This is a genomic window from uncultured Algoriphagus sp., assembly GCF_963974365.1.
Classification (GTDB): domain Bacteria; phylum Bacteroidota; class Bacteroidia; order Cytophagales; family Cyclobacteriaceae; genus Algoriphagus.
Genome location: NZ_CAXBBX010000002.1, coordinates 425633 through 442225, shown reverse-complemented (window position 1 = coordinate 442225; position 16593 = coordinate 425633). Strand labels below are relative to the sequence as shown.

Annotated in this window: 16 protein-coding genes; 5 read left to right on the top strand and 11 right to left on the bottom strand. The window is 38.4% G+C overall.

Annotation, left to right across the window (positions count from 1 at the left end):
• Positions 1–16: 16 nt before the first annotated feature.
• The 9 genes from AACZ87_RS04450 to AACZ87_RS04410 all read right to left on the bottom strand — a co-directional run bounded on the left by AACZ87_RS04450 (position 17) and on the right by AACZ87_RS04410 (position 9457).
• A complete protein-coding gene (locus AACZ87_RS04450) occupies positions 17–1528 on the bottom strand; it encodes a DUF4301 family protein (RefSeq protein ID WP_339865258.1) in 1512 nt (503 codons plus the stop codon).
• A 72-nt stretch (positions 1529–1600) separates the two neighbouring features.
• Positions 1601–2473: a biotin-dependent carboxyltransferase family protein gene (locus AACZ87_RS04445; protein ID WP_339865256.1), complete on the bottom strand. Its 873-nt coding sequence runs from the start codon at positions 2471–2473 to the stop codon at positions 1601–1603.
• Positions 2470–3165, bottom strand: coding sequence for a 5-oxoprolinase subunit PxpB (pxpB, locus tag AACZ87_RS04440; protein WP_339865254.1), 696 nt, complete (start codon positions 3163–3165; stop codon positions 2470–2472). Before pxpB ends, AACZ87_RS04445 begins: the two co-directional genes overlap by 4 nt.
• Positions 3162–3881, bottom strand: coding sequence for a LamB/YcsF family protein (locus AACZ87_RS04435; RefSeq protein WP_339865253.1), 720 nt, complete (start codon positions 3879–3881; stop codon positions 3162–3164). Before AACZ87_RS04435 ends, pxpB begins: the two co-directional genes overlap by 4 nt.
• 62 nt (positions 3882–3943) lie before the next feature.
• Positions 3944–4453 (bottom strand): YdeI/OmpD-associated family protein, encoded by a 510-nt coding sequence (locus AACZ87_RS04430; protein ID WP_339865251.1) that lies wholly within the window; start codon positions 4451–4453, stop codon positions 3944–3946.
• Positions 4450–5934, bottom strand: coding sequence for a hypothetical protein (locus AACZ87_RS04425; RefSeq protein WP_339865249.1), 1485 nt, complete (start codon positions 5932–5934; stop codon positions 4450–4452). Before AACZ87_RS04425 ends, AACZ87_RS04430 begins: the two co-directional genes overlap by 4 nt.
• Before the next feature lie 86 nt (positions 5935–6020).
• Complete coding sequence (locus AACZ87_RS04420; protein WP_339865247.1) at positions 6021–7466, bottom strand: ATP-binding protein; 1446 nt, start codon at positions 7464–7466, stop codon at positions 6021–6023.
• Positions 7467–7474: 8 nt separating this feature from the next.
• The gene (locus tag AACZ87_RS04415) at positions 7475–7918 is read right to left on the bottom strand and encodes a response regulator (RefSeq protein WP_339865246.1); all 444 of its coding nucleotides are present in this window, start codon (positions 7916–7918) and stop codon (positions 7475–7477) included.
• A gap of 99 nt (positions 7919–8017) precedes the next feature.
• Positions 8018–9457: a CHASE3 domain-containing protein gene (locus AACZ87_RS04410; RefSeq protein ID WP_339865244.1), complete on the bottom strand. Its 1440-nt coding sequence runs from the start codon at positions 9455–9457 to the stop codon at positions 8018–8020.
• A gap of 188 nt (positions 9458–9645) precedes the next feature.
• Here AACZ87_RS04410 and AACZ87_RS04405 point away from each other — a divergent pair, with 188 nt between their 5' ends.
• From AACZ87_RS04405 to AACZ87_RS04385, 5 genes are all read left to right on the top strand, one after another.
• A complete protein-coding gene (locus tag AACZ87_RS04405; protein ID WP_339865242.1) occupies positions 9646–9798 on the top strand; it encodes a lmo0937 family membrane protein in 153 nt (50 codons plus the stop codon).
• A 174-nt stretch (positions 9799–9972) separates the two neighbouring features.
• Entirely contained in the window at positions 9973–10224 is a 252-nt protein-coding gene (locus AACZ87_RS04400) for a hypothetical protein (RefSeq protein ID WP_339865240.1), read from the top strand.
• A gap of 92 nt (positions 10225–10316) precedes the next feature.
• Positions 10317–10739: a response regulator gene (locus AACZ87_RS04395; protein ID WP_339865238.1), complete on the top strand. Its 423-nt coding sequence runs from the start codon at positions 10317–10319 to the stop codon at positions 10737–10739.
• A gap of 4 nt (positions 10740–10743) precedes the next feature.
• Complete coding sequence (locus AACZ87_RS04390) at positions 10744–12156, top strand: sigma-54 dependent transcriptional regulator (RefSeq protein WP_339865236.1); 1413 nt, start codon at positions 10744–10746, stop codon at positions 12154–12156.
• Positions 12157–12424: 268 nt separating this feature from the next.
• The gene (locus AACZ87_RS04385; RefSeq protein WP_339865234.1) at positions 12425–12916 is read left to right on the top strand and encodes a DNA starvation/stationary phase protection protein; all 492 of its coding nucleotides are present in this window, start codon (positions 12425–12427) and stop codon (positions 12914–12916) included.
• Positions 12917–13008: 92 nt separating this feature from the next.
• Here AACZ87_RS04385 and AACZ87_RS04380 read toward each other — a convergent pair whose 3' ends face one another.
• Positions 13009–13626, bottom strand: coding sequence for a 2OG-Fe(II) oxygenase (locus tag AACZ87_RS04380; protein ID WP_339865232.1), 618 nt, complete (start codon positions 13624–13626; stop codon positions 13009–13011).
• A 168-nt stretch (positions 13627–13794) separates the two neighbouring features.
• Positions 13795–16590, bottom strand: a complete 2796-nt coding sequence (locus tag AACZ87_RS04375) for a TonB-dependent receptor (protein WP_339865230.1) — start codon at positions 16588–16590, stop codon at positions 13795–13797.
• Positions 16591–16593 lie beyond the last annotated feature (3 nt).

Genomic DNA, 16593 nt, shown 5'->3' with positions numbered 1-16593 from the left:
TTCAGCTTTTTAACTTTTATTGATGTTCGTCTCTTAGAAGATCATTCACTGTCTTCACAGGATTGAAAGTAATCAGCGGAACTTCCACGAAGATGGTATTCCAGCCTGACATAGCACCATTCCAAAGTCCAGGTAGTTCCAGGGCTTTAAGGTCTTTGCCACTTTTGGATTTCTCCGTGATAAATCCAGTCATCATATCTCTGTATTGTAGCAAGTCAAAAGACTCACCTTTGTAATTTCTGGTAGCACATACCAAATCAACCGGATTGAAGTGCGTTGCTGCGTTGAAATGCTCTTTTGATGCTGGATCATTCAGGTCGATCTGGGCAGTTTCTAAGATTTGAAGTGATTGGAATCCATCTTCTTCTTTGACCCAAAAAGGACCTCCGCCAGGCTCTCCAGTATTTTTCACCATTCCACATATACGAATTGGACGGTTGAGTTTGACTTTTAGAAAGGCTGCTTTTGCTTCAATGGAGAGGTGTGAAAAATCTTCCGGTACTTTCACTCCCAAAGCTTGTGTCAATACGTCTTCTGCTTTTGACACTGATTCCTCATTTTCTTCCTTATCCAGCGCATGTAGGGCCTCAAAGACTTTTTCCTGAGCTTCCAGCAGCATTCCACCTATTGCCATTTTGTAGGTTTTAGTTTCGTCTTTTAAGCGATCAGGAACTACATTATCCACGTTTTTGATAAAGATCAGATCTGCAGAAACCTCATTTAGGTTTTCCAGTAAAGCTCCATGACCAGCTGGTCTGAAGAGTATACTGCCATCCTCTTCAGTAAATGGGCTGTTATCTGTATTTACGGCAATGGTATCCGTAGATTTCTTCTGCTGAGAGTAGCTGATTTCGAAATTTACTCCGAATTCTTTCTCAATTCCAGGTAGAATTTTCTCTATTTCAGCTTTGAATTTTGGAGCATGCTCCGGAGAAACTGTGAAATGTATTTTTACTATCGATCCTTTTCCAATTGCATATTGAACTCCTTCGATCAGATGCTCATAAGCAGGAGTTCTTCGTCCATCTTTATAACGATGGAATTTCAATAAGCCTTTCGGCAAGTTTCCATAGCCTAAGCCTTCATCCAAAAGTAGCGCTGCCAAAATGCTTTTATAATCTTTGGTGTCTAGCGCATGATATATGCTACTTCCCTGACTTTCCAAGACTTCATCCAGATCCTCGTAGAAGGCAAATTTCTCGATGTTATTCATGAATTTCTGTACAAACGCAGATTTGCTTATATCCCCATCTCCTTCTAGAAAAGCGAAAAGATCCTTGAACATCCGTGAGGCAGCTCCACTCGCAGGTACAAATTTCAAAACCTCTATCTGAGCAGCCTTCTCAGGATAAGTCGCAAGATGATGGTTCAACTCTTTATCAGTCAACACCTTGATGCCGTCTCCTGGCGTGGCAGGGGCGGTGATTTTTAAAAAGGGAAAGCCGTTTTCGAAATGTTGAATTTGTTGTGCTACGGTATCAGGGTTCATTCCCTGTCCAATAATTTGTTCTTTTAAGCTATTATCCATCTGGTCTATTGTCAAAGTAAAAGTGTAAGATAATAGGGAAAATGACTTTCCTCAAGAGGGAAAGCCGTTTTTTTAGGAGAATGTTTTCAGGGAAAACTTTATTTTTTCCTGTGGTTTTTTTTGAGCGAGAATCGAAATTGCCTGTTCTTCGAGCTGTAGAATTCTGGGATATCCTCCAGTGACTTGCGCGTCTTTCATCAGGACAATCAGTTTTCCTCCAGAAGTTAATTGAACTGTACCTGGAAAAACTGGTGCTGTTGCCATTTCAGGCAAAGAATTTGGCAGAAGTTCTACCAATTGAATTGCCATCCTATTTTTGAGGGAAGAAATGCTGAACTCTTTAGGTTCCAAGAATTCTTGAGAAATAGTAGGTAGTAATTCCCATTCAGGGCCAGGATATACTTCTATGACTTTGCTCTGAGTCCAATTAAAATCCCATTTTACTTTTGAAGCTGTATTTTTTGGAACCTCCTGATTGGTGAAAAATGGAATTTTTAGTCCTTTTTTAGCAAACCCTTCTTCGGTTATTCCTTGATACCAACTTCTGGAATTCATGATTTTTTCAGTTTGAAAGCCATGCTTAATCCCTAGATAAAGAATAGAACCTTGATGAAATGTTCCAATTTCTAATTCATCATTTCCCCTTATTTCTATGATCCCGAAGCTTGATATTAAACTACCATTGAGCCTGATATCAGACCTAGCTCCAGCTAGGCAAATTAATGTAGGTGCATCAAAGAGAATTTTTAATCCTGGCTGGCAAATTTCCAAAGCAGCAGCATCTTTTTGGTTTTGAAGTAAGTGATTCACCCAATTGAAAGAGCGCTGATCTAATGCTCCGGAAGTGGGAACACCATAGGATGCAAAACCTATTCTCCCTCTATCTTGAATAGAAGTTCCCGGTCCAGATTTTAAGATTTTCAGATAGCCAATATCCCGTATCATCTGAATTTTGGATGTTGTGGATGCCTTTTCAGGCGTTCAAATTCCAAGAAAGTTATTGGTGTCAATTCGATCCTTTCTCCAACTTCCGCAAAGACAGGCTTGTCAAGTTTAGGATCAAAAAGAGCAACTGGAGTCTGTCCAATCAAATGCCATCCGCCGGGACTCGACGATGGATAAATGCCAGTTTGTGAACCGCCGATGGCAACGGAACCAATGGGGACTTCTCGATCAGGCACACTTTTTCTCGGAGTATTTAGGGCTTTGGGAAGTCCATTCAAATACATGAATCCTGGTAGAAATCCATAGAAATGAAGTCGGTACAGTGGTTGGGAGTGCAAGTTTATTAATTCTTCGATCGACAAGCTTTTTGCTATTGCCAAAGCTTCCAGATCACGTCCAGTATCTTTAGAATAACAAACCGGGATTTGCCAGATTTTCTCAGGTAGCGATTTGGTTGATTTTTCCAGATTTATTGACCCCAAAGACTTTTCTAGATCCAATTCTTTTAGAGGTGTTGAAAGCAAAATCGATAAGGTTTTGTATCCCATTCGAAGCTCCAATATTTCTGAGCTGTAGTTTATCTCCAGCAATGATTTGAAGGCTAATTGCTGTTGTAGAAGATGATCTGAAATTTCGGCATCCCATTCAAATTCACCAATCAATGGGGAGATTTGCCGGAACTTGGGTTTCATGTCCAGAATTTTTTTCTGATGCTCGGTAAAAATTCATGTATTCCTGGATTGTCTCCATGAAAGCATATAGTATCTGGATTGAAGGGAAGCTTTTTTCCCGAGTCAGATAGCAAATAGCCATTTTCGAGAAGGGATTTCAGCGGAGGTGAGATCTCACTTTCTGAAATCAAATGAGATCCAAATACAGACCTTGGAACCAATTGGTAATTATCCAAGTACCTTCTGTCCCCAAAAACCTCTACTCGTTGATGCAAATTCTTTTGCTTGAGGTACTTTTCCAACTGAGAATGTGGAGGCGCGAATATCGGGGTATTGTGGAAGTGATTGGCTATGAAATCAGTTAGGGTATCTGCCATTTCGGGGTCAGCAGCAGCTTCATTATATAAAGCTCCATGGAATTTGATATGATCCATTGGAGTCCCGGATTTCTCTGCCAATTGCTCAAATTTTAGTATTTGAATCAAAATTGACTTTTTCAACTCTTTCTCGGAGATCTTCATTGTCTTCCTTCCAAAATGCTTTTGGTCTGGATAGGAGGGATGAGCACCTACTTTTTTCTTGTATTTCAAAGCCAATTCTAAACTTTCATTTATAGTGTTCTCATCCCCAAAGTGCCCTCCACAGGCGATACTGGCAGTATCAATGAATTGAAAGATCTCGTTCTCGTTTGGCATGCCTTCACCTAAATCACAGTTTATTTCTGGCAGTTTCTTCATTATAGGGGAAAAATTGAGTAAAGTCTAAAATACAAAATGTCAACTAAGGCATCGAATGATTCCTATAACTTATTGTAATATTTAATTAATTCGTTGAGTTGCTTGTAATCTAGCTTTCCTTTAGTGAGTTTGAGATGATGAATAATTGCCAACGCTTTCTTCATTCTACTTTCCGGGCTTTTAACTTTTGTGACAGTATACACCATCATGCGTTGCTTGCCAGGTGTTAACTTTTTAAAATAAAGAGCGCCTTCCTCATCTTGGTCCATGAGTACTTGAAGTTCCTCCGGCATTTCATGGCCGTATTCGCTGTGATCTCTATCTATTTTAACTGGAAAAGAGTTCTTTTCATCTAGCTTCAAGCGTGTTCGGAGTTCTTGATTTACCAAGACGTACCAATATTCTTTTGCTTTCATCAAGGCCATATGAAATGGGCCTTCATTCTTTATCCATACTAAAACCCGCCGATGGTTTTTGTCCATCATCTGGCTAGAAATATCATCCGAAATGGGGATGTGGAATTGCCAATGGTTAAACTCAAAAGCTGCTAATTTCCCTTGGAATTCTATCATTTCCTTGCCATAGCTAAATGAACACGGAGAACTAGTTCACCATTTTGAAGCGTGATAGGAATAGTTATTTTTCCATTGGTTACTAGCGATGAAGCTGGTAGGTTGTTGATTTCTCCTGTCCTTGTATTCATCGTCTCAAAAGTATAGATTGTTCCATTTGATGCTTCAATAGTGATAGTTGATTCGGATTTACCTGCTTCGACTAGATAAATAGCGTAACCTCCACTGCCATCTTTTAGAGTAAATGAAAGCATTCCTGGACTTCCGATAACACTTTCATTTGAAGGCCTAACTTGGTTTAGATTCAAACTATGAATAAAATCAGAAAGGATTTTCAATTCTTTTCTCAGCGTTGTACTTCCTCCTCCTGGAGCCTCATTGTCGCCAGTTCCATCTTCTTTTCCTACAAAAAAGGAATAGTCCAGATTATTGAATAACCCACCTCCAGAGAGCATAAATGCCCAAGCTTGTCTTCGGTAAACCATATCCTCGGAGCCAGCAAATCCTGACTCATCAAATCCAATAACCTTATTATAGTGGTAGTTCCAGGTAGCTGACTCAGGCCAATTGTAGTGAAAATTTAAAATGGATATGTGTTCAGATACGGTAGGTATTGGCGCTTTGAAATTGGAGTAGTTTTGCGCGATCAGGTGTTTTTGTGGAAGTGTAGCTTCGGTATTCACGATCGTTTTAGCAATTTCATCCTGCCATTCAAGTGATTTATCATCTGCCAAATCCACCTTGACTTGCCAGTTTGGCCCATCCAGGGCATAGGTGTTTGCAATATTTACAGCTGCGGTGGGTCTGTCGGACCAAGGTTCATTTTGGATTTCGAAGAAGAAATTGTCGAACTCATTTAATTCTTTTACCAATTTAGAAACGTAATCTTTTTGCAATTCCAATAATGCTCCATTTTCTAGGGTATGGACTAATTTTCTGTCTAGTGTGTTTTTTCCACCTACCCGATTTTTTGGGTTTTGTGGGTTCATTACCCAGTGATCATCATTGTAAATGGAAGAAAAAAGCGTGACTTCGATGATAATATCCAATTCCTCAGCGAGCTTCATGAATTTTGCCAAGCGCTCATAATATGCAAGGTTGGTTGTGCTCCAGTCGTATTTTAAAGTGCCGTTTTCTGTTTTGGATAACCATGGAGTTAGGACTTTATTGATGTTAGGTGCGAGGGTATTTTGCTTTATGGAGAAGCTCTTTGAAGGAATTTCGAAATAGCTCCCCATAAAGATTCGCGTATAATTCATTCCCTCCTCATGAAGTGTGCGGAGATATTTTTCATAGTCAAAATCGGCATTCAACACTGCTCCATAATGCTCTGCTGAGGTGATGAGGGCAAGAGGTTTTCCTTTATACTCAAAATAGTGAGGGTTTTCCGGAAGTAGTTTGATGGGCTTGTTCTGTGAGAAACAGGTAAACTGGGAGCCAAAAGCAAGTACAACACACGCAAGAACTTTTAAACAATACATAAGATTAAGTTTACTGTTGCTTTAAAGTAAAAAATCCTTTCAAATTATCGGTTTGAAAGGATCATAAATCTAAAGAATACTTTGTCTTAGCTCGGCAGATTAAATAAAATGGTAAAGGAAGTTCCTTTACCCAACTCACTTTTTACTCGAATAGAACCTCCGTGACTAAGAATAATATTCTGAGTGTTTATGAGTCCAAGGCCAGAGCCGGTAGGTTTGCTGGTAAAGAAAGGTTCAAATAGTCGCTCCAAGTTCTCCTTAGGAATTCCCTCTCCATTGTCTTTAATTTCGATTCGGCATTGAGTTCCCTTTACACTTGTTTTAAGTATAAGCTTTCCAGCCTTATCCTCCATAGCCTCTATTGCATTTACGATAAGGTTGATCAATGCAATTTTCACTTTTTCACCATCTACTTCTATTGAGCAAATATCGGTTTGGTATTGTTTGATTATAGCAATTTCCTTCAAGTCAATTCTATCCTGAACATGCTCTAAAGCTTGATCCAACAGGTCATTAATCGAATGGCTTTTGGAGTCCAATTCCGAGAACCTTGTGCTATCCAGCAATTGAGTGACTAGATGATTGATCCGATCACAGTTTCTGCGGATGACATCTATCAAGTCTCCACTTTCTGCTAGCACCTCTTCAGGAAGCTCTAAGGTAAGTTGGTCCGCAGAAAGTAGTATCGTAGTTAGTGGATTTTTCACTTCGTGCGCCAGTATTCTTGCAATTCTGCCTGTGGAGGAGAATTTTTTAAGATTCAATTCTTCCTCTTCTTTTGCTTTGATTGCACTTAGATCCTTGATAAGGACTTGAAATATACTGGTGTCTTGTTTTACTATACTAATTAAACTATTGATAGTCTGACCATTTTCTATCGTCATTAATGCCTCTAAGTCGTAGATTTCTTGCCCGTTGGCAAAAAGGGTGTCTAATTCCTGGCGGGAAGCGTCTTCGGTCAATAATTTTTTAAAAGAATAGCTTTTCTCAGAATTCGGTTCATAGGCAGAAAGACCAAATTTCTTCTGAAATGCAGGATTTACTTCTAAGATTTCTCCCTCATCATCCATCAAAAGAAAAGGATCACTAGCCAGCTCAAATATGGAACGGAACTTAACTGCGGCGCTCGCCAAAGATTCCATCAATTTGGCATCTCGGATAGCGTATCTAAGTGTTCTGTCCAAAGAATTCGCATCGAATTCCCCTTTTACCAGGTAATCTGATGCGCCGAGATTGAGCGCTTCGCGATCTATATTTCCTGAATTCATACCTGTGAGCATGATCACAGGTGCATGTTTTTTGATGGCTTTTATCTCACTGATTAGCTCTAGACCTGTATCTTTTCCCAGTCTATAATCCACCAGAAAAAGATCGAAACTCTGATCCAGTTTGGGTATGGCCTCCTCTATACTAGTGGCACCATCGATTTCATAATGTACGTCGTTGATTCTTTTCAGTAAACTCGTTACCAGAAATAAATCATCTGGATCATCATCTACATATAGAATCTTTAATTTTTGATTAGAGAACATGGCAATCTTTACTGAGGCAACAAAACGGTTTTAGACCAATAATTTTCAATTTCTTCTGTAACTCTGACAAGTTCCTCAAACGAACCAGGCTTGGTAATGTAACTGCTAGAGCCCATTTTATAAGTTACCTGAATATCATCCGCACTATTTGATGTAGTGAAAATTATCACAGGAATAGATTTTAGCTCGTCGTTACTTTTAATTTCGGCCAAAGCTTCTCTGCCATCTTTACGCGGCATATTAAGATCCAGAAGAATAATATCGGGTTTGGGATATTTAATTAAATCGTCGAAAGGGGGGCATCTCTTAAGGTATTTTATAAGAGCTTCACCATCTTCTACACATGTAACCTTCTCCTTTGGTAAGGTTCGTTCAAAAGCTTTTAGAATCAAAAGCTTATCATCTTCGTCATCTTCTGCGACAAGGATTTGTATTGGTTTCTCGAATGACATGAGCATAGAGTCTATGACGAAATACTGTTAAAATAAATGAAAAGGTAACTATGATTTTGTTAAGAAAATAATGAATTCAAAAGTTGAACCCGCTAAGATTTAATTTTTTAATTCTGGTAAAATAATATTGAAAACGGATCCATTTCCAGGGCTGCTTTCTGCGAAAATGGTTCCACCGTTTTTCTCAATGATTTTACGTGTTATAGAAAGACCAATACCAGTTCCTTCGTATTCCATCTTTCCGTGCAAGCGTTGGAAAATGGAGAATATCTTTTCTGAATGTTCTTTTGCAAAGCCTATACCATTATCACTCACCTTTATTAAATGGTATTTTAAATTTTGATCCAGCTTGGGGAAATTTTCAAGAAATTCTTCACTTGCACTTTCTGAAGAAATAGTGATTTCGGGACTTGAATCTGGGTTGGAAAATTTAAGTGAATTGGAGATGAGATTTTGAAAAACCTGTCGATATTCTGTGTCAGTTCCTTTGACTTTTGGCAGCTTATCCACTGTGATTTTTGCGGATCTTTCTTCTATTGCTATTTCATAATCTTCTAAAATTCCAGAAATGATAGTTGAGAGTTTTACAGTAGTTATTTTATCTACTTCCACTCTTCCTGCTCTGCTGTATTCCAGTAAGTCAGTAATCAATCTTCTCATTCTTACAGAAGCAGCTGTGATCCGCTGGAGATACAGGGTTCCTTCACCTTCTAATTTGTCAGCAAATTGCTCATTAAGAAGATCTGAAAAAGCAGAAATCTTTCGAAGTGGCTCTTGCAGATCATGTGAGGCGACATAGGCAAATTGCTCAAGCTCTTTATTTGAATCATCCAGGAGTTTGATCTGGTCCTTCATCTTGTTTTGATAAAGAGATATCTCTTTATTTGCCTCTAGCTGGGCTTTATTGTACTGATATATAGAGAAGAAAGTCACAATTCCTATAGTAATAGAGAAGACAGAAATGAGTCCAACTATAAAGGGAAGAGCATTGATATTGTTAAGTAAGCTCTCGTTTCTTTCTCTGAATAGTTCATTTTCAACATCGTTAATGTGCCTGACTACTTCTTTTACCATTTGGTAACCTACAATAGCATTATTCACACGTGTACTGTCTAAGAATCCCTCTAAGTCACCGTGCTCTTGCATATAAGATATAGTTGCATCAAAAGTTCTCACTCGGGCATTTATGAGGCCTCTAAGTTCTTCAATATTATTTTGCTGCTGAGCGTTATCCATGGTTAATGCTTGCAGCTGAGTTAGCAGGAGTTCAGCATCGATATTTGATTGACTATAGTATGTCAAAAACGCTTTATCTCCAGTAATTACGAAACCTCTAATATTTGTTTCCCTTTCCAAAATACTGGAATAGAGTTCATCCGTCCTTTGAAGTACTTCTGAAGTGTGCATTACTGCCATTGTATAGTACTCGATTCGATTTGCCGTCCAATAGGAAATTCCACTTCCTACAATTATAAGAATGATTGTAACTATTGAATAAACTTTGACTTGGTGAATAGATGGTTTCTTGTCGTTTTTCATTTTTATTTCCCATAATTGGGGAATTAATTACTCGTATATAGTGAGTTTTTGTTTTGATCTGTATAGCTAAACAAGCTTTAAATGCCTAATTGACTCATTTAGGCTTGATTTTACTAATTATTCTTTTTTGAGGCATAGGTGTTGGTTAATATCTTCTAAATAAATCACACAACCTAAACATCAAAACTATGAGTTCTTTATTGTATTTCATCGCCGTAATTCTTCTTATTGGATGGCTAGTAGGAGTTTTTGCTTACAGTGCCTCAGGATTAATTCACGTGCTATTAGTTCTAGCAGTGATCGCTGTATTATTCAGATTGATCTCAGGTAGGGGAGTCTAGAAGGTGAATTCATGAATTAATTTATTTTGGATCAAAGTAAGTTGAAATTCTAAACCAACCAACTAGATAGAAAATTCGCAGAATTTTAGAAGATCAAAATTTTCCTTGATTTTAGAAATTAATTTAAATTGATCTTCACAGCTTAATGTATTTACAACCACAAAACACACGACAATGACTAAATCAGCAGCAAATAAAACACTTTGGCTAAGCGGACTTGTTACCGGCGCCCTAGTAGGAGCGTATCTTTATAAGAATAAGGACGATTTTGGCCCACAAAAAGAAAAATTGAATAGCCTCCTTGGAGATTTTCAATCCTTGCTTGGCGATTTGAAAGTAAAAATTTTAGATGCAAAATCTGAAGGTCTGGATGCTACAAAAGCTGCCCTTCAGTCAGCGAAAGATAAAGTAGATAAAGTGAAGTAAAGTAATAGGTTTAGAAAATGAAAAGGTGCGGCCTTTAGCGGCACCTTTTCTATTTGCCAATTTTTAAACCAATTCGATTTTCAATTTAATAAATGAATCCGATTTTCAATATCAAGAGAGTAGATGACTATGTGATGAAGAATAAACAAATTCTAGTGATAGATGACGAGCCAGAGATAAGAGCCCTTTTATCCAGGTTTCTAAGAAAAAATGGCTTTTCTGTTTTATCTGCGGGTACTCTTGAAGAAGGAAGAAGGTTATTTATTCAATCTAAACCCGAATTGGTATTTTTGGACGTAAACCTTCCGGATGGGAACGGTTTACTCGAACTCAGACATATTAATTCTGGTAAACTCAAGTCCAAGGTAATTATGATGAGTGCTTTTGATCATGAAGAAGTGAAGATGGAGGCTATACAATATGGTGCCTTAGATTTTCTAAGCAAACCTTTTAACATTGCGCGTCTGGACCAAGTGGTTCAGAAGCAATTAATCAATTCAAACAATACCAATTAATATCATGGCTAAGATTCTAGTAATTGATGACAATATAGATATCTGTCAGCTTTTAGAGCGATTTCTAACTAAAAAGGGGTATGAAGTAGAGACAACCATCTCTGGGAAAAATGGCCTAGATATGGTTAAAAAGACTTTTTTTGATCTGATTTTCTGTGATTTCAAATTGCGGGACATGGAAGGTAGGGATGTACTGATGAAAGTAAGAGAAATCTCTCCTGGGACTCAGGTAGCAATCATAACTGGATATGCAGATGTGAAAATTGCGGTGGAAGTGATCAAAAATGGTGCATTCGATTATGTAACCAAGCCACTAATTCCTGATGAGATTATTAACCTGATAGAACGAGCATTAACGGCTTCAAAGGCTGGTAAATCCAATACGCAGACCTTCACCAAAGCTTCTGAGCTGAAGAAGGAATCAGATTCTAAATCACAAAAATCTGATTCTAAATACCTCAAAGGAAGTGGAGCCGAATCTAAAAAACTATATAAGGAAGTTTCATTAGTTGCACCGACAAGCCTTAGTGTGGTAATCTATGGAGAAAGTGGTGCTGGTAAGGAAAATATTGCGCGAACTATTCATGATCAAAGTGAGCGTGCAGGTAAGCCTTTTATAGCGGTGGATTGCGGTGCACTTACAAAGGAGCTTGCTGGTAGTGAACTTTGGGGGCATGAAAAAGGCGCATTTACAGGAGCATTGGCTGAGAAGCCAGGGCAGTTTGAACTTGCGGACGGTGGTACAATATTTTTGGATGAAATCGCCAACTTAACGTATGAAACTCAGGTTGGTCTGCTTAGATTGGTTCAGGAGCGAAAACTGAGAAGAATAGGTGGAACCAAAGATAAATCCATTGATGTGCGAATCTTAGTTGCATCCAATGAAGATTTGAGAAAGGCTGTTTCTGCGGGTAAATTTAGAGAAGATTTATACTTCAGATTCAATGAATTTAGTATTACAGTTCCACCATTGAGAAATAGGAAAGCAGATATCGAAGCCTTTTCTTATCATTTCTTGGAACTTTCTAATGCGGAATTAAATAAGAAGGTCTTTGGCTTTGATGAGCAAGTAATGGAAGTATTTAAAGAATATCCATGGCCTGGTAACCTGCGAGAAATGCTCAACGTGATCCGAAGAGCAACTCTTTTAACAGATGGTGGTAAAATGTCTGTTTCTGCGCTTCCTCCAGAAATTGTTTATGCACAGAAGTTTAATTCTTGGGACTCTGATGCAGAAAAATCTGAAAGTAAGGCCGGCAAAATGCCATTAAACTTGAAAGATGCCGCTGCAGAAGCCGAAGCCGAAGTGTTAAAAAAAGTACTGGAAGAAGTTAAGTATAACAGGACTCAAGCCGCTAAGCAATTAGGTATTGACCGCAAAACGCTCTTCAATAAAATGAAGCAATACGATTTGTAAAAAAGTGGATGAAAGATGCACCCAACCCGGACTTTGTTCCGGGTTTTTTTGTGCCTTTTCTTCAGCGAAGTGGGGAATTTTTTTCTGACTTCCTTTTTTGCTTCAAAGACTGAAAAACTGTATTTCCAGCTAATATTCGCTGTATTTTGTATAAATCAAAAGAGAATAGGCTTAAGAGCATCTCATGAAGTGTATCCTTTGGAAGTGAGTTTGATGGCACGCCACTTGGTCTTATAGTAATGTAATTTTAACTTAAACAGAACTATATATGAGTACCACTAACAAAGCAACTCTGGCGAATCATTTGAAGTTGGACACTAAATCCATGAAAAATGTATCAGATAAAATGAATGATCTTCTTTCTGATTATCATATCTTTTATCAAAATGTAAGAGGATTTCACTGGAATGTGAAAGGTGAAAATTTCTTTGACCTACACGTCAAATTCGAGGAATTGTATACGCAGCTCTATGAAAATATCGATGAACTAGCTGAAAGGATTGTAACTATAGGTTTTAAGCCTTTGCATGCTTATTCCGACTATTTGAAAAACACAATACACAAGGAAATTACTGATGTTTCCAATGGAGATGAATGCGTAAAGCATGTCATCGACGGATTAGGAAGCTTGGCTCAGTCACATAGAAAAGCAGCTAAAGTAGCAGAAGAAGCAGATGACATTGCTACCGCTGATTTGCTTACCAAGTTTGTAGGAGATATTGAGAAGAGAATGTGGATGTTTACTATGTTCTCTAAGTAATACTCAAGAATAGTAAGTCCAACTGTAAAAGACCGTGGCGAAAGCCGCGGTCTTTTATTTTTAGATCCTTGTTAGATATTTTAAAGCAATAGCTAGTTTTTAAACCATGCAGCGATACTTTTTCTATCCCTAGTAGATGATGGGTGTACTTCATGCTCCATTTCATCACTTCTGAAAAAAACAATTCTACCTCCGACAGGAGAGATAGTTTGTGCTTTTCCTTCTTCGGGATATAAAGATAACTGACCGCCATCCTGATCCTGCCAGTCTTGATTTAGGTAAACGATGATGGAGAATTTTCTGCCTTTCTCACTTTTGAATTGGTCAATGTGTCTCTTGTAGAAACTCATTTTCTCATAATTCGCGTAATGGCTTTCAAAACTTTTAATAGAGGTGAAGCAGGTTTTGTTCAAATGTTCAATGAATTTCCCAACTTTCTTTAAATAGATGATTTCAAATGGGTTAACGCTTGTATCCTGTATCCAATTTATTTTATCTCCTCTTATTTCATTGTCCTGCTTTTTACTAGATGCATTGCCTACGCCAGCAAGTTTCATTTTACCCATTTCTGAGAGATTTTGAATGGTGTCTCTTAAGCCAGTTACGGTACTTGGTAAAATGAAATTATTACTACAGCCATATTTACGATCAATAAGGCCTTGAATTAGCTCTTCAAATTGATTTCGCTCTAGAATCTCTTCTTCTTCCATTATGTACTTGATATGTTTTTAGCCAAGCACGTTGAATTCCAAAATGAGCTGCCGAAAGTACACCATTAAAACCCGTATTCTAACCGATCACCACTAAATTAATTTTATTAGAGATTAAGTGTTGAGAGCAGGATATTTTATTTGAAAGTATTTTTTAGTTGAGACTTATTAATTCTGATTGAATAGTCCATCTAAAGTTAGAGCTAGGTAATAGAATCCACCGATCTCCGGCCCCCCTGTGTATTGTGTATATTTTTTATTCAGAAGGTTGGTTCCCCCAAGTTTTAAGACGGTTTTAATTGCTTTGAATTTATAAGAAATTTGCGCGTCAATAGTATTGTAGGTTGGAACTGTTCCATTGGCCAGTGGCGCATTCCATTCAAAAGCACTTTGCCATCTCCAAGCGATACTATACCCCACATTTTTCATCAATTCTCTGTCTGAAATAGTAAGATTCAGAATATTTTTAGGTGTGTTAAAAGGTGTTTCCAGTCCATTATCCCTGACATCAACCTTATTCAGCTGTGCGAAACTGTAATTTCCTGAAAGAACCATTTTCTGGAAGAAATTGTAGGAAAGCCCAAGGGAGAATCCGAAATTTTGGTAAACGCTCTTTGAATTAGTCCACATACGATATCGGGTATGCAAGGTGTTGTTTTCCATTTCAAACCAGGTTTGGTCAATCCCACCTTCGTCCGTCCCAATTTCCCCTACCTTGGGAACTGCAATTTCAATTTGATCTATGAAATTCTTGTATTGGTTATAGTAAAAGTCAGCATCTAGATACAATCTGTTGCCGAACATGCTAGCCTTGTATCCCACATCAATTGCTTTAATTTCTTCCGGTACCAAATAAGTATATTCGTTTCTGATCAACATTCCTGAATTATTTATTACCGCATCTTGACTTGGAGTTCCATTGTTGATATCTGCTGTGTTTTTTTGCTGAAATGCATCGACGGAACTGCGTAAGTATGAATTTTCAAAAAGTTGCTGATCCTTTGACATCAACTCCAAACCTCCATAACGAATCACTCCACCATTGTTTACCGTACTGAATGCCTCAAAAAGAGTAGGGAATCTGAATCCATTTTGAATAGATGCTCTAATGTGATGCTGTTCATTCGGGGAAAAAACTGCGGCTATTCTGGGGTTGAATTTCGTCTCGAAATACTGAGTTTTATCCAATCTTCCAGAGGCAATAACCTTCAACTTTTCTTCCCAAAACCGCTTGCTAATTTGCGCAAAGCCACCAATTTTTTTGTAGTGAAGTGTAGCGAATGGATCTTCACCAATTGGATTACTAAAACTGTTGCCCTCAGGATGAATGTTGAAATCCCTGAAATCAGCTCCAACCAAAATATCCACGGATTTTACGAGATTTTTGAAATCATATTGGCCTTCAACATGGTAGAAACTATGCTCCATGATCAATTGAGCGCCTGTATCCCAGTTATTTATGTGCGACAGTTCATTTAGTTTTTGATCAAATTCCAGGGTGCCTGATTGCAATCTTCCTGCATCTGCTGCTGCGCGGGCTAATGAGTGAGATTTGGCTGGATCTTGATTTTGAAGATATGATTGATTATACGCATTGGTGTAATCAGCATACCAATTTTGGTCAGACTTGAAGACTCTATCCATATTCTCTCCAATTGGGCGGAGGTTGTAGGAATCAAGGGTATGCTCTTTGGTGAGATAGCCTTGTAAAAAATAGTTGTCTCCTTTAAGCGCCAGTTTGTGTTGCTGTATTTGATAATTGTCAAGTCTGATTCGGTTACCTCTTTGGTATATCGCGTCTGTAGAACCGATTCTGTAAGCATAGGAGGCTTCAGTTTTTTCATTAGGTTTGAAATGGATTGCTGCATCAGCTTTGATGTTACCTACCTGATAGTCTTTATTTACAAGATCTATTTCATAATAGCCTGTTCTCCGTACTTCGTATCGTTTACCATCTGCCAATGTTAGATTTTTGCGGTTTTGGTTTTCATTTCCATAGGAATTCAGTGGATCGGAGCCTGGATTTTCTTCGCCAAATAATCCAGTGGATTGATTGGAGTTGGGACTCAGTTCCTCGGAGCTATTTGCCACCCAATCTGTACCTCTAATCCATCCAAAATTTACTTTGTAGGCCCATTTTTCATTGATTTTATGAGCATAGCGAAGTGCAGTTTGATTAAATGTTTTTGGATCGAAATCAGAGCTATTTACATGATTTAAACCGACTTGCTGATAGAGACTGAATCCGGTGTATAGAAAAGGAGACTTAGTGATCATATTGGAGGTACCATTAAGTGCATTCAATCCATATAATGCTGAAGAGGCCCCAGGAATGATTTCTATACTTTCTACGTCCAACTCTGTCGGACCCACCGTATTTGCGATCGAGACTCCCAGGCCAGGAGCTTGTGTGTCAGCCCCGTCCACCATGGAGAGGAACCGGGCATTGGTAGTATTGGCGAAGCCTCGCGTGTTAGGGACTTTGAAGCCCATACTTAAAGTAGTCATTTGAACCCCTTTTACCGCTTCAATGGCATCAAAGAGCGAGGGGGCAGGAGATTCTTTAAGATCCCGGATTGTTAATTTTTCTATGGCCACGGGAGATTTCATGACAGATTCTTCTACCCGCGAAGCCGTGATGACTACTTCATCTGTGTTCAAAACTGAAGGACGTAGCAGCACTTGTATCTCTTGGTTTATTTCTGCAATGGCAAATTCTTCTCTTATATAACCTAAGCCAGCTATCACTAGAGTGAGAGGTACACTATGTGTTGATCTAAGAGTGAAATTCCCATCTATATCTGTTGCAACACCTTCCTGACTACCTTTTATCAGTATTGCTATACCCACTAATGGCTCATTGGATTCTTTGTCAGTAATTTTCCCTTTAATCTCGATCTGTTGTGCAAGTAAAGAACTGGAGAGAAGCAACAGTACTATCGAAGAATAGAAAAGTTTTTTCATTTT